The sequence below is a fragment of the Salinivibrio sp. IB868 genome, assembly GCF_001995655.1.
Lineage (GTDB): Bacteria > Pseudomonadota > Gammaproteobacteria > Enterobacterales > Vibrionaceae > Salinivibrio > Salinivibrio siamensis.
In genome coordinates this window covers 362,505-383,391 of the sequence record NZ_MUEW01000003.1, presented here as the reverse complement: position 1 = coordinate 383,391, position 20,887 = coordinate 362,505, and the positions used below count along the sequence as shown (strand labels likewise).

The following is a 20,887-nucleotide window of genomic DNA, read 5'->3' as shown; positions in this document are numbered from 1 at the left end:
CAAACCATGTTAACGGATATCCAACGTTTACAAGCCATGGATCTCGACGTGTGGCAATTGCGACACCCAGAAATCTACGGCCGAGAGCAAGAGGTGATTCAATTGCCTGACCACTGCCAATTATTGTTGGTCTGCGATCACGTACTCACTGATCAAGACGCATGGCTATTTGGCAATATTCTCAAAAGTATCAAACTAAGCGCTGATCAAGCTCGTCAACTCCCCCATGCCGCCTTGGCTGCGTTGGGTGATCATCATCTTAGCTGGTGTTGGTATATTGACTCGCCCGAGATCATTGTCGATGGCGTCAAGAGCTTGTATTCACTTCCTTTAGCGCAGATGCACGATAACCCGATGACTAAGCGCGATCTTTGGCGTCAGATTTGTCAGTATGAGTGATTACAAGATTACCCCACTCGCTCATGACGATATTGAGAGGATCACTGCTATCGAGCAGCGCGCCCACCTCTTTCCATGGTCTGCGTCACAATTGGCGGTTTCGCCTCGCCAGTTTGACTATCACTACGTGCTGCGCTTGGCCACTACACCCTCAACCATCATCGGTTATTTTTATGCGCGCTGTATCGCGGGTGAGGGCGAGCTGTTGAATATCGCTATCGATCCTGATTATCAGGGGCAAGGATGGGGATGGGTGCTTTTAAACGGGATGATAACGACACTACGTCATGCTGGGGCGGACAGTATTTGGCTAGAAGTACGAGAGAGTAACATACCTGCCAAAGCACTTTATCAAAAGCATGGTTTCCGAGTGGTTCACCGCCGGCAACAGTATTACCGCTGTGCCGACGGTCACCGTGAAGATGCTTGGATAATGGAAAAGCGACTGACTTAGTCGCGACGCTCGTGCTCATTATCAAGGCGAAGGGGGGGAAGAATATATCCCTGGTACCCTTGGCAGCCCAACTGATGAAAATATTGATGCTGCTCTGACTGCTCGATTCCCGTGGCAATCACCTTTATTTCCCGAGACGCGGCAATATTCACCAACATACGAATAAACACATCGTCAACATCACTCGACGGCTGGCCAAAACCAATATCGAGCTTCACGTAGTCAGGCTCGATATTTTTAATGTATTCGACGTTATCCATATCACGCCCAAAGTGGTCCACGCCGACCTCAAAGCCTTGATCACGAATGAGTTGAAACAACGCCTGGCAAGCTTCTAGGTCTTGATGCACTGCCCTTTCTGCCACCTCAAATGTCAATTTATTGGCCAAGTAGGTTTTTAACAAAAAGTTTTGCAGCCAATCATGGAAGGCTTGGCTTTTAACACTTTCTAACGTCAGGTTGACCGCTAACTTATCCGTAACAGGGTTAGCTTTTACGTATTCATCGACCCGAGCCAACACATGCTTATCAAACTCTTCACCCAGTGCGTACATCGAGATACGGTTCAACAATTGCCCCGCGGCCAGCCAACTCTCATCAACCCAAAGATGCGCATACACCTCTTGGTGCCAGTTATGTTGATTATCGCGATGGCGAACCGGCTGGGCATAAAGCGCGAGTGGATTTTTATTCAGCGCATCAAGTAATATCTGCCGCCATTGCTCTCGAGTACGACTGTCAGCTTGTTCATCAGAGGGCCAGAAATAGACGTCACCTTGGCGCTTAGCCTGTTGTAAGGCATTATCCGCTTTGGCCATCAGGCTCGCCGTATCATCCGTACGGGTTTGCGCTAAACCAAGATGAAACCCTTGGTTAACAGGCAAAGCAATATGCTCCAGCTCTTGGTTTATGGCGCGCAATAGTTGCCTCAAGTAGCGACGCACTATGCTCTCTTCATCAATCGTCAGCAGTATCGCGATCTCGTTATGACTTAGACGTGCCACTAATTGATGGCTTTGTGCCAGCTCCCCTTGTGTTAACGCTTCTCCCAGCAAGCGCCAACACTGATCACGATATTGGTAACCATAACGTGCGCGCAGTCGCGATAACCAAGAGACTTCGATTAGCACAAGCGTACAACCAACGCCGTCTTTCATGTAACTTTGTAACTGATGCTGGAAGTAGCCTCGGTTAGGTAATCTTGAGACAGGATCAACCATCAATTTATCGCGCAAGCGTGCCAATTCTTCTTGCTGCGATTGCTGGACTTTGGCAACTTGCTGACCGGCAAGGTTAAACGCACTTTGTAAGGCCACCAAATCATTGACACGCGTCCTAGCCCGCGCGGGATGAAAATCACCATGGCCCAATGCTTTCAACCGTTTTCGTAGCTCACCCAGCGGTGCTGTCACGCTAAGGAACATGACCGACGCCCCTAAGCTTATCAGTACACTCACTGCCATTAACCCTAGGACCAGCTGTAAAAGCCGACTCCACAGGGCCTCAATGTTTCGCTGTGGCCCTATCGCAATGGTCAATTGCGCCAACTGAGTCCAACCATTAGTCACTGAGACTGAGCGGGTAAGGGTTGTGAGCCCCGTCAGTTGTGTAAACCATCCCGGTGCGTCCAGGCTCGGTGAGTCAGACTCCCACACTTGACGGTCTCCCGAGAGCATAGGTTTGACAATAATCTTCTCCACCTGAGGCATCGTGATAAAGTGAGAAACCAGTTTATTGAGCCTTTGCGTATCGCCCTGTTCAAGCACCACAGGTAACGCCTCTGCGAGTGACTGGCTTAATAAACGTGAGTGTTGCTGCTGCTCTCGCTCTATCTGTTCGACACCAAAATGAAAGACCACTGCCGTGGTCACCAAAAGGATGACCACGGCAGCGGTTATGACAAACGAGAGCACACGTTGATGGAGCGTCATTCCACGCCTCTTTTCATGTTTAGGTTATCTCGCTGAACTATTGCTCTTCTGACGAATATATAGTCCATCGTTTCTCTGTTACCCCATGTTCGCCTGACACAGACGCTATCACACGGCGATTTTGTTCATTCGCTCGGTCACTCTCGTCATCAATCAGCGGTTGGGTTTCCCCAAATCCCTGCGCATCTACGCGGTTTTTATCAATATAGAACTGTGTCACTAACACATTGGCAATGGCTTCCGCTCGGCGTTGAGACAGCTGCATATTGTAAGACGCATTGCCCACCTTGCTCGCATGACCCTCTATCGTCACGGTTGCTTGGGGATAGCGACGCATAAAGTCAGCAAGACGGCGAATATCTGCATACTGATCTTCGCGAACTTGAGCAGACGCAGTCGCAAACTGAACGTTGAGTTCAAACGACTCCTGCTCGATTCGCTGACTTGGGCAACCCTCATTGTTCACCTTGGCTTGTTCAACACTGTCACCACATTGATCGCGAGCGGCAACCACGCCGTCTTTATCGCTATCCGTTAAATCACGAGTTTGCGTCACAGTGTCTTCCATGGGTTCAACAGTTTGCGGGGCACAGCCACCAAGCAATAGTCCAGTGATTAAAACGATGCTTAGCTGTTTCATTGTTCACGCTCCTGGCCCGTCAAAGACTCTGTATCCCAACTTGCAGGCACATCGACCCGTAAGGAGGCTAAAAGCTGCCCTGTTGCGTTCAAAATACGATACTGCGCATAACGTTCGTCCGCTTCTTTGCTCAGGTACTCTCGGCGTGTTTCAAACAGCTCATTTTGCGAATCCAGCACATCCAACAATGTGCGCGCATTCAGACGAAACTCCTCTCGGTAAGCATTACGGGTGTCCGTTGCCGCTTCGACATGTTGACGCATAAAGTCGCGTTGCTGTTCAAGATAGGTACGAGCATTCCAAGCCAATTTTGCGCCCTCAATGACATCACGATGCGCCATTTCATTGATTTCACGCGCCTCAATGGTTTGATAGGCCGTTTGTCGTTCACGCGCTCGGTCAGCGCCACCGTTGAACAAGTTGTAACGCATACGCACCATTGCCTGGATATTGTTGTTCTCTCCGCCAACATCTGGCGGGCCGGCACCGTCTTCCCCCCCCACATTATCGTTCCAGTTAGCGTCTACTTCTAAATTGAACTCAGGCAAGTAAGCCGCACGCGAGCCGTCACGAGCCGCATTCGCCGCCGCAATATCCGCTTGTGCCGAGCGTAGCCTTGGGTGTGTCTCCAGTGCACGCGCCAGCAACGCATCTAATGACGAAGGCAACATGGATTCATCAGGCCTCGGCAGGTGAAGATCTTCAGGGGCTACACCCACCATTTTAGTGAACGCACTGCGCGCGTCCGCTAAATTATTACGTGCAGACATTAAATTAGCGTTAGCTCGCGCTAAACGCCCTGTTACCTGCGATAAATCACTGGCTTTAGCAAATCCACCTTCGTTGCTCTCTTTGATGGCATCGTAAATCTCTTGGTGATTCTCCAAGTTTTTCTCCGCCAACGTCACCACTTCATCAGCCACAAGTACATCTAAATATACGCGTGCCACTTCCAACGCCTTGTCTTCAGCGGTCGCTATCAGTGCCCACTGTTCAGCAGTGGCTTCATTCTCGGTGCGAGAGACCTCGTTTTGTGTGCGAAAGCCGTCAAAAAGTACCTGACGCAACGACACGCCCAGCTCACGGCGCGTCAAATCAACCTCATCGTCGGTGGTGGTATCTCGGCGAGTGGCTGGTGAGTCTGTGCGCTCCCAACCCATACCCGCGGTTGCATCCAAGGTAGGGTAATACCCCGCTTCGGCCTGCTCGATAGCTTGCTCACTGGCTTTATATCGTGCAAACGCTTGGCGAATTTGCGGATGAGATTCCAAAGAGCGCGCCACCGCTTGCTCTAGGGTTTGCGACATCACAGCCGGCGAGCTTAAGCTCATTGCCAGGGTAAGCGTCGCGATACGCTTTTTATTGACCACATGCGAGAAATTCAGCACGTTGTTACTCCTACTAGTCTATTTCTCAGCGCTCACGTAGTGCGTTTTCTTTTGCTCGTAAGATAGGATTGAGTATGTACTCAAGCACGGTACGCTTCCCGGTTATAATATCCACCGACGTCAACATGCCGGGGATAATCGGCATAGGCGTACCATCTTCCCTGGTTAAGTGTGATGATTCCGTTCTTATCCGTACTAAATAAAAGCTATTGCCTTCTTCATCCTGCGTCGTATCCGCACTGATGTGCTCGACGGTGCCGTCCAGGCCGCCGTAACGAGTAAAGTCATAGGCGGTTACTTTTACCACCGCTGGCAGGCCAGGATGAAGAAAGGCGATATCTTTTGGCAAAATTTTCACTTCGACGAGCAGCTGATCTTCTGTTGGCACAATTTCAATCACATCTTCGCCCGGCTCAACGACCCCACCGAGGGTATTGATATGTATTGTTTTCACCGTGCCATCAACCGGAGAGGTGATAACCGCTTTATTCACCTTGTCTTGAGCGCCTACTTTCGCTTCTGTTAATCGTGATAAACGTGCCTCTGTTTCACTCAGTTTAGCCCGTGTTTCACTGATAAATTGCAAAGCCGCTTCTCGGCGTTTTAATATCGCTTCATCCAATGAGGCTTTTATCTTTGGCCGCGAAAGCTTTAAGTTGGTCAGCTCACCGTCCATATCATTGATCTGTCTTTCTAGTTTGAGAAGTTCCACTTCTGAGACAATCTTCTTTTCGACCAAAGGACGTGTGATATTGATCTCACGCTGCATAATTGACATCGAGTTGGTCAAGGTCTTTATTTTAGAGGCGACCTCTTCCAGCTCTTGTTTTTTTTGTACAATTTGACGAGCTTGGATTTCTAATTGGTTACTGAGACTCTCAAGTCGACTGCGGTATTCCGATTTTTGTCGTGCAACCAAATTCGGTTTTCTGCTGGTTAATTCATTAGGAAACGTCATCGGCCGCATGGTGACATCGATTTGTTGTTGCCATGGCTTACTGGCCGGTTGTAGCGTGACACTATCAAGCTCATGATACATCCGCGTCACCGACGCGCGCAGGCTATCGACCTCTTGCTCTTGTTGAGCAAGGTCAGAGCGAAAGCGTGTGTCATCAATACGCGCTAAAGGCATCCCTTTTTCAACCAGTTGACCTTCATCCACATACATGGCTTGTAAGATGCCACCATCTAGGCTCTGAATAAGCTGAACATGAGACGGCGGAATAACCTTGCCATTGCCGCGCGTCACACGATCAAGCTCAGCAAAAGCGGCCCAAACAATAAAACTGACGATAAGGAGCAAAGCGACCCAAACGACGGCTCTGTACTTGAGCGGCGTGTCTGTCATCATGGCGCCATAAACGTCATCAACCATGTCGAGATCGGTGGGTTGACTCGTTTTTTTAACCATTTTGCCCATTACACACTTCCTTTATTGAGCTTGCTCAATACCTTATCGCGCGGGCCATCCATTACAATTCGACCTTTATCCATCACAATCACACGCTGCGCCATGTTAAGGAGGGCCATATTGTGTGTCACCATGACCAAGGTGCGCGACTTCGCAGCGACTTCCATCGCTTTAATAAACTGGTTTTCGGCATGTGCATCTAGGCTGGCCGTCGGCTCATCCATGACGAGCATGGGGGGCTCGTTAAGTAATGCTCGCGCCAAGGAAACCCCTTGCCGTTGGCCGCGAGACAGTCTTTCACCGCGCTCCCCGACTTGTTTGTCTAAACCTTCATGATCTTGCGCAGTAAACAAACTCACGCCTGACAGCTGAACCGCACGCATCAGTTGGTGTTCGGTCACTTGGCGTGTTCCAAACATGATGTTTTCGCGAATAGTGCCGTGGAACAGCGTCACATCCTGCGCCAAATAGCCCACGTTGCGACGCAGGTCTGAAGGGTGTATTTGGCGACTATCCACACCATCAAACCGTAAGCTACCTTGGTTAGGTTGAAAAAGCCCCGCTAACAGCTTCAGTAAGGTCGTTTTTCCTGAGCCATTCTTCCCCAAGATGGCAATCACCTCTCCCGCTTGAATCCGAAAGTTAAGCGGATATAGGGCAGGCTTTTCTGTCTCTGGATAGTTAAAAGCCAGATTATCCGCACTGAGCTCGCCTTTTAAGCGCTTGCGACTGACCAAGTGTCCTTTGTCAGAAAATTCGTCCTCTTGCTCCATCATCGCATTTAGCTGCCGCAGTGACGTACTGGTTTGATTCCAACGATTGAGCAAGCTGGCCATTTGCGCCATCGGTGACACCGCCCGGCTGGAAAGCATCACTGCAGCGATGATCCCGCCCATGGAGATATCCCCGTCCGCCACCCGGTATACCCCCAGGATCACCACCGCGATTGCCATCATTTGGGTGATAAAGGTAGCAATGTAAGAGACATTATTGGTGATTTGTTTAACTTTAAAGTTCCAATTAGCTGTATGCGCGGTCATTTGTTGCCAACTACGCTGCACAATCCCTTCCGCACCACTGGCTTTAACGCCCTCTAGTGCCGAGAGGCTTTCGATCAAGTGGCCATGGCGCTCGGACGCGTACTTGTTACTCTCTTCAATGGCCGCACGTAGTTTAGGCTGCACCGAGACGGTATACCCTAAGATCAATAAACCCGCCACGACAGGGACGATCGCAAGATCCCCGGCCACCAAATAGATAATGGCAACAAAAAAGACGGCAAACGGGAGGTCCACCAAGGTCGTGATGGTCGCTGACGTCAGCATATCGCGCACTGAGTCAAATTCACCCAATTGCTTTGCGGTTGCACCGACACTGCTTCCTCGATTGACAAGCGGTGTGCCCATCAGCCGCGCGAACAGGCGAGAGGAGACGATAATATCGACCTTCTTACTCGCCATATCAATCATATATGAACGAAGCTTGCGCATTAAAAAGTCAAAACAATATGCAAGCGTCGCGCCACTGGCTAACACCCACAAGGACTCAAACGCCAAATTGGGGACGATTTTGTCGTAGACGTTCATCACGAACAACGGCGAGACCAGCGCGAATAGGTTCACTAGCACAGAGGCTAATAACGCATCGCGATAGATAGGTGCTGCGTCTTTGACCGTTTGCCAAAACCAGTGGATTTTATTGTCATGAAGGTGCAAGTCGACCGATTGATCGCCGCGGTACTGGCGCTTGATCAAAAAGCAGTAACCCACATACATCGACTCGAGCGCCTCGAGCCGCATGGTTTGTTCGCCACCATTTTCTGGTAACTGAATCAACGCGGTACCCGCTTCATTATCGATCTCTCGTAATACACAGGCTTTTTGATCGGCGAGCAAGAGCACACAGGGTAAGAGCAGTGGCCCTAAATTATCCAAATTACGGCGTGACAAACGGGCGGCAAGACCCGCTCGGCCCGCCGCTTGCGGAAACATATCCGGAGTGAGTAACGCATTGGTCATCGGCAAGCCCGCGACTAACGCATCGCCCGAGCAGGGTGTGCCATAGTGTTCGGTAAGCAATACCAAGCAATCCAGCAAGGGATCGTCGGTAGGCTGCTCACCCGCGGCTATCTTCCATTGCACGGATTGATTATTACTTGATTGGTCAGTCACTTACGTCTCTCTTTTGACCGAAAAATAACAGGCAGCGACATGATAGCCGCTGCCTGATTGCGATTACCAGTCCGCCGTATCCACTTTGATTTCGAGGTCTTGGCTGTCTCCTACTGAAAGTTCAGCATGCTCATCACCTTGCGTCAATCGTAGCTCTCCTTCTTGACCACCAATCAAGGTATTGATCACGACTTCTTGTTGACCACCGTTGGTAACGACGCTCAGGCTTTCAATATCAATATGTTGATCCATTTGGCTATCGCCGTCGGCATCAATACCGATAGTTAACGTGCCCTCAGCCTCACCACTGTCTGTGATTTGCCATGAAATAGAAACCTGTCCATCTTTAATGAGCTGGGTTAAATCATCGACAAACGCGAGGGTATCTTGTGAATCACCTTGGTTGTCAAAATCAATGATCACATCGGTTTCTGACTCATCTCCGTCGGCAGAAGATGGCATATCCTCGAGAGACCACTGGAATTTATCGCTACCGGTACCACCGATTAATGTGTCTTCACCTCGGCCACCAATGAGAGTGTCATCACCGCCTTGGCCGTAGAGGATATCATTACCCTCTCCGCCTTCGAGAGTATCGTCGCCACCTCGGGTATCCCCATCGACATTAAATAACGCGTGGTTATCTTTAATGTACTGATACAGCTCGATGTCAGAAGGCGCTGCGCCATTTTTCATTTCAAGGAATGTAGTCAACGCCTCCACGCCCGATCCATCTGGTAGCGACTCAGGCCGTGTCAGACCATTTTCACCCCAAGGTAGGTTGTCAGTGTTAATGACATCGCCAAAGAGTATATCGTCACCGGCATTACCGATTACCTCATCATCACCGACCGGAAGCATATTGATCTCTTTAGCGCCTTCATCGAGTGCTGCACTAAGATCATTAGCTGTATTAACGATTTCAACATCCCCAGTTGGCGCACTGACACTTCCCCAGTAGTCGCTCCACGTTCCTGATCCAGATACATTGGTGTTATCAAAGAACCTGAGGATATCGGCATTCACTCCATTTCCAATGCCGATAGCTCGAACAGTAGAGCTCTCAGCAAGTGACTCATATGCCTCAATAGAATCCCTTAACTCAAAGGACTCAGTCGTATTTCCTGAGTAATTACTGCTATTCGAAAGCGTCGGGTTTCCGTCAGTTAGGAAGAATGACAAGTTTTCACTGTTCGCGTCCGAGTGCGTATTTAGCCATGAAGACGCCTGATTAAAGGCCGCTTCGTAGTTAGTTCCCCCGTCAGACTGAAGAGAATCTATAACACGATCAACATACCAATCATGCTCCCATTCACTTAACTGGGTAAAGTTATCAATATTAATTGTTAAGGTCGCAGAGGAGTTAAAGTCTACCAATGCCAGATTGATCGTGCCTGGATGATCAGAAATATTCTCCAACATCGACTTCAACGACGTTTTCAACACATCGAGTCGCGATTCAGAACTTCCCGGCTCTAATGCATATCCCATGCTGCCTGACGTATCAACAATTAACGCGATATTGTAGTTTGTTGGTGCGGTCGAGTTATCTTCCACCCCTCCAATATCACTAAGAATAACATCATCACCTGAGCCTCCTTCAATTGTGTTATCACCATTAGGATCATTCGGTGGCAGCACGGCTGTGCCTGGTTGCGCCGTTGCATATTCAGGCAAGTCGACAGGGTTACCGTTTTCATCAACTTCTGTCGCACCAACAGTCACGGATAAATCAGGCGCACTTCCTTCAGGCAACTCAAGCGTGACGGAGAAACCAGCATCCGAGCCTGGGTTTGGCTGCAGTGCATCAATCGGCACTTGCCAATCACCTGAATCAAGCTGCTCGCCATCTGGTACGCTGCCTCCTTCCGGCAGCCCCGATATAATCACTGATGTGATTTGTTCAGAGCCGTCGTTATCGTTCAACGTCACATCAACATCCAGCTGCACAATATCCGCAACTTTGGTCAGTTCACCATCGTCAACGACATACTTACCATCCGCAAAATAGACAGTGTCGATACTGTATAGATCATGATTAGCATTTTGCGTGTGGTCATCTTGGTAAACTAAGCGAACCGCATCGCTAAAACCGTTAAAAGTCTCTACTTGATAATCTTCACGGTTTCCTTGGAGGTAGACAGTGTCATCACCACTTCCTCCATAATAAGCCGTTGAGGCAGCACTCGCATTTCGTGATACAAAGACATCATCACCATCATTTCCACGCAACGCATATGAACCACCGCCATTACCACCAACAATAAGATCATTCCCATTGCCCGTATTTACATCAACAGCACCTGAGCTACTATCACCAACGCTAACTATTTGATCATATTGGTCAGATGACCCACCATCATGCTGTTCTGCGTAATCGATAAGCTCATTTGCCGAGTGGTTATCGCCTGAATACGACAACGAAGCAGAGACCGACAAACCGTTCGAGATCGGCAGTACAGAAATTCGAATCTCTTCCGTCACACTCGCCGTGTCACCATTGCCACTCTCGGTGCTAGTTGCCGTCACTTGCAGGTTGATCTCGCCTTCAGATTGCTCAGGCACCGAAATAGAAAGGTTGGACAAGTCCCAGCCCTCAAGAGAGATAGAGCCGCTTTCAACAATCACCTCCTGGTTACCGTCGGACAGCGTCGAACCAGCAGGAATATCATCTAACGTGAGGCTCAGCGTCTCAGAGCTATCCTGATCTACCAAGCTAGCATTGATTGGTGGTAACTTAATCGGCTGGCCAGCATGCCCTTCACCTGGTTCATTAATGGTGTAGTACCCGCCTTTGTCATCGCCGTCGTAGTCCTTAACGCTTAAGCCTTCGTCTTCTAGCGCATCGGTATTTGGCGCAAGATCAAAGTTGCTGGTATTTAAATCAACGGCAGCGCCATCGTCTACGGCGACTTCAATGTCGAACCCACCCGGACCATTTTGGTTATGGGTGTAAACGTCTAACGAATAATAGCCACTTTCTGATGGCGTAAATTCGCCGCTGAATTGCCCCCTTCCACTTGCACCACCTGGAGAGGTACCGTGACTGCCAAATCGACCCTCCGCAACCACTTCGCCACCAATGACGATTGCAGCACTGTCATCCGCATACCCGCCAAAGTTGTAGCTTTTACCTGCCTCTAGATAGATTAATCCTGAAGTCACCATGGCCTGGCTCGCATCGAGCCCCGAACTGGAGTCGACAGAAGCGCCGTTGGTCGTTGACTCAGAGTCTGGCTCTCCAGCGCCATTCACGGCATTGATCAGCGTCTCGGCATCAACACCTTGACCTGCACCATTTGGACTACCCACATCAACCGAATTCCAAATTGATGCGTTAAGAGATGTGGAAACAAAGTCCAACTCAAGCGTACCCAGTGAGAGCTCAGGGGCATCAGCCACAGGCGTCACACTGATATCGAGCGTTGCCTCCGTGGTGTCGCCGTATTCATCTTGAACGACGTAGGTGATATCCGGTACGTCACCACTCCAATGCTCTGCTGGTGTAAAGGTATAATCTCCATTCTCGCCAATGGTAATTTCACCGACATCAGCGATCGCGACTGACTCACCCGCGGCGTGGGTTTCAGTTTGACCAGTAATGGTGAAGGAAGTGACGGTGAGCGAATCCCCATCGCTATCTGTTGCATTACCGTCTTGTAAAAGGTTACCCGTTAACACGCTATCTTCATCAGTCGACACAGGTATGTCGTCTGAATCAGGTGTCGCGTTTATTCTTGCACTATCACTGCCTGGTTCTGATGTATTGCCGTACTGATCTTCCAGCTCTGCGGTCACGGTGAAGGTTTCACCTTCCGCTGGCGCATCGAACGAGGTCGCTACGCTGCCGTTSTCGATGTCGCTCTGCTCCAACACGATCTCGTTGGTGGTGGTGCCATCGCTGACGCGGATGGTGTCACCGTCCACGGCTCCGGCTGGCAAGCCGACTTCAACGTCGACCTGGCCATCGAGCTCGTCACTGCTGATCACGCCATCATTGTTGGCGTCTTCGGTGATGGTGACCGTCGGCGCAGTGTTGTCGTCACCCGCCTGGGTGTCAATCACGGCGCTATCACTGCCTGGTTCTGATGTATTGCCGAACTGGTCTTCCAGCTCTGCGGTCACGGTGAGGGTTTCACCTTCCGCTGGCGCATCGAACGAGGTCGATACGCTGCCGTTGTCGATGTCGCCCTCGACCAACACTATCTCGTTGGTGGTGGTGCCATCGCTGACACGGATGGTGTCACCGTCCACGGCWCCGGCTGGCAACTCGACGTTAACGTCGACCTGGCCATCGAGCTCGGCACTGCTAATCACGCCATCATTGTTGGCGTCTTCGGTGATGGTGACCGTCGGCGCGSTGTTGTCGTCACCCGCCTGGGTGTCGCGCACGGCGCTGTCGCTGCCTTCTGCCGAGGTGTTGCCGAACTGGTCTTCCAGCACCGCTGTCACCTCGAGGGTTTCACCTTCCGCTGGCGCATCGAACGAGGTCGMTACGCTGCCGTTATCGATGTCGCCCTCGACCAACACTATCTCGTTGATGGTGGTGCCATCGCTGACGCGGATGGTGTCACCGGCCACGGCACCGGCTGGCAACTCGACGATGACGTCGACCTGGCCATCGAGCTCGGCACTGCTAATCACGCCATCATCATCGGCATCTTCGACAATATCGACAGTCGGCGTGAAGAGCTCATCGATATTCTTGTCATCGCCATCTATATTGATCGATTCAAAATCACGCAGCTCAACACGATCTCCGGTGTCACTGTTTTCAACAATGACGTAACCATTACTATCTTTACTGAACGATAGGTTGTCGACACTGGCATTAAACACCGCCTTGTCATTCCCTACGCCGCCGTCAATGACGAGTTGATCGTTAGCATCATCAGTAATGATATTAACCGTATCATTGTCTCCGCCGGTCAGTACGTAATCATCACCTGTTTCGGTATTGGCATTGGCCCAGTTGCCGTGCCAGTAATGAACCGCCTCCGACGGTTCGCTTTGATTTCCTGCATCATCACTTTGTACCGCCTCTAAACGAACATTTTCGTTAATGCCAATACTAGCAATACTTTCTAGATCAATAGTCCACGAACCGTCTGCCTGCACGGTTGCCTGAGCGAGTGGTGTCCCAGTCTCGCCTTCGAAATAAATCGAAATGGTTGCTCCAGGTTCACCCGTACCGTGCATAGTGACGTCACTGTAATCACTACCAGCTGAGTCATCGGTGATATTGGTGATGACTGGGGGATTGGGGGCGGTGGTATCAACCGTGTGCGTGGAGGTCGCGGTGCTGTCTACCGTATTGCCCGCGTCATCCGACGAGCTCACGACAACCTCGAACTCGGTGTCCGCCGCTAGGTCGCTGCCGGACACGTCCACGCTCCACTGGCCATTTTCATCCACGGTGGTGGTGTACTCGATGCCGTTGATGGTCATGGTGACCGGATCGTTTGCGGCGATGTCGCCGCCGCTCGCGCTGCCGGTGACCGTGATGGTCTCGCCCGCTTCTTGCGCGTTGATCACGTCATCGTTGGTGATGTCGTTCACGCTGACCGTGCCGGCATCCGCGTATGTATCCAGCGTCGCGGTGTCATCCACGCTGCCCTGGTTTCCGGCTTCATCGGTCACCGTCATGGTCACGGTCAGCTCGCCATCGGCCAGGCCGCTCACGTCTTGGCCTGTGACGGTCACGTTGCCATCACCATCCACGCTGATGTCGCCTTCCGCCACGGTGACGCTGTTATTTGCGCTGTCGGTGATCACGATGCTGTCGATCGACGCACCGTCTTCCACCGTGCCGGTGAACTCGACGTCGTCTTGTTCGTTGTCGTTGATCAGGCCATCGGCATCGTCGAACGCGATGCTGTTGCTGCTATCGCCACCTTCGCCTGGGGCCGCCGTATCCAGCGTATGCTCTGATGAGCCAGTGCTCTCTACCGTGTTGCCCGCGTCATCCGACGAGCTCACGACCACCTCGAACTCGGTGTCCGCCGCTAGGTCGCTGCCGGCCACGTCCACGCTCCATTCGCCGTTTTCATCCACGGTGGTGGTGTACTCGGTGCCGTTGATGGTCATGGTGACCGGATCGTTTGCGGCGATGTCGCCGCCGCTCGCGCTGCCGGTGACCGTGATGGTCTCGCCCGCTTCTTGCGCGTTGATCACGTCATCGCTGGTGATGTTGTTCACGCTGACCGTGCCCGCGTCCGCGCTGGTATCAATGTCTGCTTGATCACTCCCCGGCGCTGAGGTGTTGCCGGAGATATCGGTAATGGTGGCTTCTACGGTAAGCGTTTCACCGTCTGCGGGCGTATCCGGGAGGGTGACGATGACAGTTCCGTCAGTAATATTATCTTCCGTCACGGTGAACGTCTGTCCATTCACCGTTAACACATCGCCTGGATTGGCGTTGGTGCCGGTCAGATCGATAGACACTCGAATACCGTCGCCAATTTCTTGGCTGCTAATCACACCATCATTGTTTGCATCGTTGAGGATAGTGACCCCAGGGGCGTTGGGGGCAGTAACGTCCACCAAGCGACCAAAACCGTCTTCTTCGTCCGTGCCAATTGCGCCTGCATTGTTGGCAATCGAGTCAGAGTCAAACCCAGAGCTCGCAATGGTCTCGCTTCCATCTCGCTCCAAGTTGACATAGCTCCATGAGCCACTACCCGTTGCTTCACCACCTGCAGCGGTCGCTTGGTCTTCTTGAATGGTGATCTCGCCTTCACCTTCCAAGATTTGTTGTTGAATGTCGGCTATTTCGTCTTGCACGTCTTGCGGCAAATTATCAATCAAGGAGCCGGGCTCCCCGCCTTGCGATTCCAAAGTGAGCAATACGCCGTTACTCAATGCAATCACAGCATCGCTGTTGTCGGGCAATACAAGCTCCGTTCCTGCGGGAAATGACATCCCCTCAGAAACCGTCATAGGCGCCCCATTGACAAGAACAACACCGTTTCCTTGAATATTTTCGACAATTACGTTGCGAGATAGCGAGATTGATTTCATAGCCGGACTCTTTAGCTAAACAAAGTGTGATCTGCTTTCAGAAAAAGCGAACCTTGATACATTATCGGTCTAATTAGACTTATCCGAAAGTGATTTTACTAGGAAATGTGCGCTTTATACGGCTCAAAAATGAGACAACAATGAGACTGAAACTACGGCAGTGCGATGACACGAAAGTTATTTGCAAAGAAGAGGTTATTCCACTTTCTTGTGCCATGTGCATCACAGCTTGTGATGGATACTGGTCACACTCGCCTGCCGAATAAAATCCTCGATATAATCCTCTCTCTCTCCAGCACGTATTCCTAGATGGATGGATTTATTGATGCCGCTTTTTCCCATACGTAGAACATGTAAGTTAAGTTGTTGTTGGTACTCTTTTGCCAGCCACTTCGGTAAGGCCGCAATGCCTCGTCCTGCCGCAACCATTTGTAGCATAATATCTGTTGTTTCAATGGTTTTGTGTTTGCGTGGCGCACAATGTGCCGGGGCGAGAAACTGCGTGAACACATCTAAACGCGCTTGGTCAACAGGATAGGTAATGAGCACTTCTTGTGTCACCTGATGGGGTTCGACATGAGACTGCGATGCCAGCGGGCTCTGTGGATGAGTCACAAGCACTAATTCGTAATCAAACACGGAGACGTATTCAATACCTGGTTTAAACAAGGGATCCGGAGTGACGAGCACATCAATATCATGACCAAATAATGCCCCTAGACCACCGAATTGAAACTTTTGTTTCACGTCAACATCCACATCCGGCCATTGGTGCAAGAAAGGCTCAACCACCTTAAGCAGCCACTGATAGCAGGGGTGACATTCCATGCCAATGCGCAGGGTGCCGCGCTGACCTTGTGCAAATTGTTTAAGTTGCTGCTCGGCATGCTCAAATTGAGGGAGCATACGCTCAGAGAGGGTCAGCAAGTACTCACCAGCCTGAGTGAAATGTAATTGTCTGCCTGATTTTTTCCACAGGCTAACGCCTATCTGACTTTCTAATTTTTTCATCGCATGGCTAATGGCAGATTGGGTGAGATAAAGCGTCTCTGCCGCGGCGGTAAGCGATCCTTGCTCTTTGATGGCACGCAGAATATGAAGATGATGACGTTCTAACATGTCTTTTCCATGACCAAATTTCATTAATTGATGAAATAATGCCATTTTAGTTCATAACGAGAAAGCCCTATGCTGAACTCAACTTAAAGGAGGACGTATAGATGGCTAAAACTCATAACCTCGGTTTTCCCCGCATAGGGGCACAGCGCGAACTAAAATTTGCACTCGAACGTTACTGGCGTGGCGAATCATCCCAGCAAGATTTAACCAATACTGCGGCGGCTCTACGCCGTACCCATTGGCAACAACAAGGTAAGCTCGATGCCGTTCCAGCGGGTGACTTTTCTTTTTATGACCATGTACTCGACACCAGCTTTTTAGTCGGCAATGTCCCTGACCGTGTGGCTGATCATCAAGATAACACCCTCGATAACTATTTCCGCGTCGCCCGTGGTCGCTCGGCGAACGATACTGGCTGCCAATGTGTCCACGCTGGTGAAATGACCAAATGGTTTGACACCAACTATCACTACATCGTGCCAGAATTCACAGCACAAACCACCTTTAGCTTGCATGCTGAAAGTCTATTGGCGCAAATAGAAGAAGCCAAACAAACCGGTGTTCAGGCCAAACCTGTTTTAGTCGGCCCCGTCACGTATCTGTGGTTAGGTAAAGAAAAAGATGCTTCTAACAAGCTGGATCTGCTTGATGAACTCTTGCCAGTTTATCAATCGCTCCTGAGCACGCTGGCAGAACAAGGTGTTGAATGGGTTCAAATCGATGAGCCTATTTTGGTCACTGAGCTTGCCCCTGCGTGGCAAACAGCAATAAAAACCGCGTATCAGACGCTAAGCCAAACCAACGTGAAGTTATTGCTGGCAAGCTACTTCGGCGAGCAAGCTGAAAATCGTCAATTGGCGCAATCCTTGCCCGTTGACGGTTGGCACCTGGATGCGATTCGTGGCCGAGGGGATGTTGCGTCGTACCAAGAAGCACTTGGCGATCACCAAGTCCTGTCTCTTGGTGTGATTAACGGCCGTAACGTTTGGAAAACCGATCTTAATGCCACGCTAGCTTGGCTTGAACCCACTCACCAAGCACTGGGCGATCGTCTCTGGCTCGCTCCCTCTTGTTCATTGCTCCATGTGCCCGTCGATTTGACCAGCGAACACAAGCTCGATCCTGAAGTAAAAAACTGGCTCGCCTTTGCCCATCAAAAGCTTGATGAATTGGATGTGCTTGCCAACGCGCTCAACCATGGCAAGCAAAGCGTTCAACAAGCACTGGCCGACAACCGCCAAGCTATTGAGAGTCGTCAGCAGTCACCACGCGTGCACAACCCTAATGTGCAAGCTGCATTGGCGGCGATTACACCGCATCTGGGTAGGCGACAACGCCCGTTTGCAGAACGCATTCGCTTGCAACACGAGCAGCTCAACCTGCCACGCTTCCCGACCACTACCATTGGCTCATTCCCGCAGACGAGCACCATTCGCCAAACGCGCTTGCAATACAAAAAAGGCGAGATTGATGCGGTGACCTATCAAGACATCATGCGCAAAGAGATCGCCCATGCGGTCGACAAACAAGAAGCTCTCGGGCTCGATGTTTTGGTCCACGGTGAAGCCGAGCGTAATGACATGGTGGAATACTTTGGCGAACAATTGGATGGTTATGTGTTTAGCCAGTTCGGTTGGGTGCAATCGTATGGCTCTCGCTGTGTGAAGCCGCCGATTTTATTTGGTGATATCGAACGCCCGAAAGCAATGACTGTAGAATGGACGCAGTACGCACAATCTCTCACCGATAAGCCGCTCAAGGGCATGCTTACCGGACCGGTGACGATTCTCAACTGGTCGTTTGTCCGCGATGATCAGCCACGATCGCAAACCTGTAACCAGCTGGCGCTGGCGATCCGTCAAGAGGTGCAAGATCTCGAGAAAGCTGGCACCAAGATCATTCAGATTGATGAAGCAGCCCTGCGTGAAGGCCTACCTCTGCGTCGCAGTGAATGGCAACACTATCTCGACTGGGCCATCAATGCGTTTAAAATTGCGGCTAATGGCGTGAGTGACGAGACGCAAATCCACACCCATATGTGCTACTCCGAGTTTAACGACATCATTGCATCGATTGCGAATATGGACGCTGACGTCATCACCATTGAAACCTCACGCTCGGATATGGAACTGCTGGACGCGTTTGATCACTTTGATTATCCCAATGACATCGGCCCAGGCGTTTACGATATTCATTCCCCCAATACGCCCACTCAAGCACAAATTGTGGGCTTGATGAACAAAGCCGCTGCGCGGATCCCCGAAGAAAGGTTGTGGGTGAACCCGGACTGTGGATTAAAGACCCGGCAATGGGATGAAGTGATCCCGGCCCTAGAAAACATGGTCGCTGCGGCGAAAACACTTCGCCAATAACCAGCGTCAATGGCGCTGCGTCAGCAAGGCGAAGAATCAAGATAGCGTCAAATAAAAAAACGCGCCACGGATAACTCCGGTGGCGCGTTTTTTATCGCAAAAGAAAAGGGAGCCTGAGCTCCCTTTTCTCCAGAATCTTAGCGACGGATGCCTAGACGCTTGATAACGTCCAAGTAACGGTCAACGTTGTTCTTTTTCAGGTAGTCCAGCAGCTTACGACGACGTGAAACCATGCGTAGCAGGCCACGACGGCTGTGGTGGTCACCTTTGTGCTCAGCGAAGTGCGATTGCAGATCGTTGATTGATGCGGTCAAAAGGGCGATTTGAACTTCTGGTGAACCAGTGTCGTTCTCAGTTTTACCAAAATCAGCAACGATTTGTGCTTTTGCTTCTGCAGTCAGAGACATAATGCTCTCCTAATAAGAGTGTGTGATTATCATGCACCAGCCAATCTCTGATTCAGCCGGTGCCCGAAGGCGCATATTCTACTGACTTTCGTCTAAGGTAGCAATCTATCCGCGCCTCTTTTTGCCGTCACCACGCGCAAAGGCATCATGTTTCTAGCGTGCGTCGGGCTGGCGACTGGCCACCAAACGACGCGGTGCTACCAAGCCATCGGCGTCAATTTCTCCCACCCCAATAAAGTGACGCTCATCGCCCGCCGTTAAGCGAACAAAACCACTCGTGGGAGCATTGGGCACTTGAACCGCTTGCCCTTGCAATGCATAGCTGGCCATCACCGGCAGCAAGTTAATTTCACGTAAGTCTTGCACCGCGGTATCGAGTGGCAGCAACAAAGGATCGAGCAACTGCTTAGGCTGGATCTCTTGCTCTCTGGCTTGATTGAGCAAGCTTTCCAGTTGCTCAAGCGTCACCATCTGGCGCGTTGGGTAGGCTGATACGCCAGTACGACGTAAGGCCGTCACATGCGCCCCACAGCCCAACATTTCACCCAGATCGTCGACGATAGTGCGAATATAAGTGCCCTTGGAACAATGCACTTCCATTTCTATCTCATCACCTTCAAAGCGCAGCAATTCAATCTGATACACCTTGATGGTACGCGCTTCACGCGGCACCTCAATACCTTGGCGCGCGTATTCATACAAAGGTTTCCCTTGGTACTTCAGCGCCGAGAACATAGAAGGAATTTGCTGGGTTTCACCACGGAACTTAGCAATACAACGCTCGAGTAAGCCTAGGTTAACTTTCACGTCTCGGGTTTCCACCACATCGCCATCGGCGTCAGAGGTGTTCGTCCGCTCACCCAGCTTTGCGACCACGCGATAACGCTTATCAGAGTCGAGCAGAAACTGGGAGAATTTGGTGGCTTCGCCCAGGCAAATGGGCAACATACCGGTTGCGAGTGGATCAAGTGCGCCCGTATGGCCTGCTTTTTCGGCAAAAAAGATGCGTTTTACTTTTTGTAAGGCATCATTAGAGGTCATGCCCGTGGGCTTATCGAGCAGGATAATGCCATCGACTGGACGACCTCGACGACGTTGACGACGCGCCATCTATTACTCCTCACCTTTGTCATCTTCACCACGGCGCTCATCATCGCTACGCACCGCTTTGCTTACCAAGTTGGAAATACGAATACCCTCAGTGAGTGACTCATCAAACACAAACGTCAGTTCTGGGGTCACACGCAAACGAATGGCCTTTCCAACCAAAGAGCGGATATAACCACTCGCTTCATTGAGGGCTTTGAGGCTTTCTGTCGGTGCTTGCTCGTCAACGGTTAAAAACGTGACGAAAACCTTCGCGTACGCCAAATCACGTGAAATCTGAACATCAGAGACAGTGACCATGCCAATACGCGGATCTTTAATCTCGCGCTGCAGTATCAGTGCAATTTCTTTTTGCAGCTGATGGGCGACGCGGTCTGTGCGGCTAAAATCTTTACCCATTTTCTTTTCTCTCAATAAAATGGGGGTAAGCGCATGCGCCTCCCCCCACGGTGTATCCAAACAACCTGG

General features: G+C 50.8%; 13 protein-coding genes. 3 read left to right on the top strand and 10 right to left on the bottom strand.

Annotation, left to right across the window (positions count from 1 at the left end; translation table 11 throughout):
- The first annotated feature begins 6 nt into the window (after positions 1–6).
- Both BZG20_RS05370 and rimI read left to right on the top strand, forming a co-directional pair.
- Positions 7–399 (top strand): DNA polymerase III subunit psi, encoded by a 393-nt coding sequence (locus BZG20_RS05370; RefSeq protein ID WP_158010019.1) that lies wholly within the window; start codon positions 7–9, stop codon positions 397–399.
- The gene (rimI, locus tag BZG20_RS05365) at positions 392–853 is read left to right on the top strand and encodes a ribosomal protein S18-alanine N-acetyltransferase (RefSeq protein ID WP_077578319.1); all 462 of its coding nucleotides are present in this window, start codon (positions 392–394) and stop codon (positions 851–853) included. Before BZG20_RS05370 ends, rimI begins: the two co-directional genes overlap by 8 nt.
- On the opposite strand, the gene BZG20_RS05360 is transcribed toward rimI, so the two are convergent.
- The 7 genes from BZG20_RS05360 to BZG20_RS05330 form a co-directional block, all read right to left on the bottom strand.
- Positions 850–2,784: an EAL domain-containing protein gene (locus tag BZG20_RS05360; RefSeq protein ID WP_077578318.1), complete on the bottom strand. Its 1,935-nt coding sequence runs from the start codon at positions 2,782–2,784 to the stop codon at positions 850–852. The genes rimI and BZG20_RS05360 overlap by 4 nt on opposite strands.
- Positions 2,785–2,821: 37 nt before the next feature.
- A complete protein-coding gene (locus tag BZG20_RS05355) occupies positions 2,822–3,424 on the bottom strand; it encodes an OmpA family protein (RefSeq protein WP_077578317.1) in 603 nt (200 codons plus the stop codon).
- Positions 3,421–4,812 (bottom strand): TolC family outer membrane protein, encoded by a 1,392-nt coding sequence (locus BZG20_RS05350; RefSeq protein WP_241829519.1) that lies wholly within the window; start codon positions 4,810–4,812, stop codon positions 3,421–3,423. Before BZG20_RS05350 ends, BZG20_RS05355 begins: the two co-directional genes overlap by 4 nt.
- A 25-nt stretch (positions 4,813–4,837) precedes the next feature.
- The gene (locus tag BZG20_RS05345; protein ID WP_231637435.1) at positions 4,838–6,232 is read right to left on the bottom strand and encodes an HlyD family type I secretion periplasmic adaptor subunit; all 1,395 of its coding nucleotides are present in this window, start codon (positions 6,230–6,232) and stop codon (positions 4,838–4,840) included.
- Positions 6,232–8,394: a type I secretion system permease/ATPase gene (locus tag BZG20_RS05340; RefSeq protein WP_077578316.1), complete on the bottom strand. Its 2,163-nt coding sequence runs from the start codon at positions 8,392–8,394 to the stop codon at positions 6,232–6,234. Before BZG20_RS05340 ends, BZG20_RS05345 begins: the two co-directional genes overlap by 1 nt.
- A 63-nt stretch (positions 8,395–8,457) precedes the next feature.
- Complete coding sequence (locus BZG20_RS05335) at positions 8,458–15,414, bottom strand: Ig-like domain-containing protein (RefSeq protein WP_077578315.1); 6,957 nt, start codon at positions 15,412–15,414, stop codon at positions 8,458–8,460.
- 222 nt (positions 15,415–15,636) lie between these two features.
- A complete protein-coding gene (locus BZG20_RS05330; RefSeq protein ID WP_077578349.1) occupies positions 15,637–16,533 on the bottom strand; it encodes a LysR family transcriptional regulator in 897 nt (298 codons plus the stop codon).
- A 101-nt stretch (positions 16,534–16,634) separates the two neighbouring features.
- On the opposite strand from BZG20_RS05330, the gene metE reads away from it, so the two are divergent.
- A complete protein-coding gene (metE, locus tag BZG20_RS05325; RefSeq protein ID WP_077578314.1) occupies positions 16,635–18,905 on the top strand; it encodes a 5-methyltetrahydropteroyltriglutamate--homocysteine S-methyltransferase in 2,271 nt (756 codons plus the stop codon).
- Between the two features lie 137 nt (positions 18,906–19,042).
- Here the strand turns inward: metE and rpsO are convergent, their stop codons facing one another.
- From rpsO to rbfA, 3 genes are all read right to left on the bottom strand, one after another.
- A complete protein-coding gene (gene rpsO / locus BZG20_RS05320; RefSeq protein ID WP_046075122.1) occupies positions 19,043–19,312 on the bottom strand; it encodes a 30S ribosomal protein S15 in 270 nt (89 codons plus the stop codon).
- A 153-nt stretch (positions 19,313–19,465) separates the two neighbouring features.
- On the bottom strand, positions 19,466–20,422 hold the full coding sequence (gene truB, locus BZG20_RS05315; RefSeq protein ID WP_046075121.1) for a tRNA pseudouridine(55) synthase TruB: 957 nt from the start codon (positions 20,420–20,422) through the stop codon (positions 19,466–19,468).
- 3 nt (positions 20,423–20,425) lie between these two features.
- Positions 20,426–20,818, bottom strand: coding sequence for a 30S ribosome-binding factor RbfA (gene rbfA / locus BZG20_RS05310; RefSeq protein ID WP_046075120.1), 393 nt, complete (start codon positions 20,816–20,818; stop codon positions 20,426–20,428).
- Positions 20,819–20,887: the final 69 nt, after the last annotated feature.

Excerpts from the sequence above, each read along its gene's own strand:
- rimI (WP_077578319.1), top strand. The coding sequence starts at position 392 with ATGAGTGATTACAAGATTACCCCACTCGCTCATGACGATATTGAGAGG.
- BZG20_RS05360 (WP_077578318.1), bottom strand. The coding sequence starts at position 2,784 with ATGACGCTCCATCAACGTGTGCTCTCGTTTGTCATAACCGCTGCCGTG.
- BZG20_RS05330 (WP_077578349.1), bottom strand. The coding sequence starts at position 16,533 with ATGTTAGAACGTCATCATCTTCATATTCTGCGTGCCATCAAAGAGCAA.
- truB (WP_046075121.1), bottom strand. The coding sequence starts at position 20,422 with ATGGCGCGTCGTCAACGTCGTCGAGGTCGTCCAGTCGATGGCATTATC.
- rbfA (WP_046075120.1), bottom strand. The coding sequence starts at position 20,818 with ATGGGTAAAGATTTTAGCCGCACAGACCGCGTCGCCCATCAGCTGCAA.
- BZG20_RS05345 (WP_231637435.1), bottom strand. The coding sequence starts at position 6,232 with ATGGGCAAAATGGTTAAAAAAACGAGTCAACCCACCGATCTCGACATG.
- BZG20_RS05370 (WP_158010019.1), top strand. The coding sequence starts at position 7 with ATGTTAACGGATATCCAACGTTTACAAGCCATGGATCTCGACGTGTGG.
- BZG20_RS05355 (WP_077578317.1), bottom strand. The coding sequence starts at position 3,424 with ATGAAACAGCTAAGCATCGTTTTAATCACTGGACTATTGCTTGGTGGC.
- rpsO (WP_046075122.1), bottom strand. The coding sequence starts at position 19,312 with ATGTCTCTGACTGCAGAAGCAAAAGCACAAATCGTTGCTGATTTTGGT.
- metE (WP_077578314.1), top strand. The coding sequence starts at position 16,635 with ATGGCTAAAACTCATAACCTCGGTTTTCCCCGCATAGGGGCACAGCGC.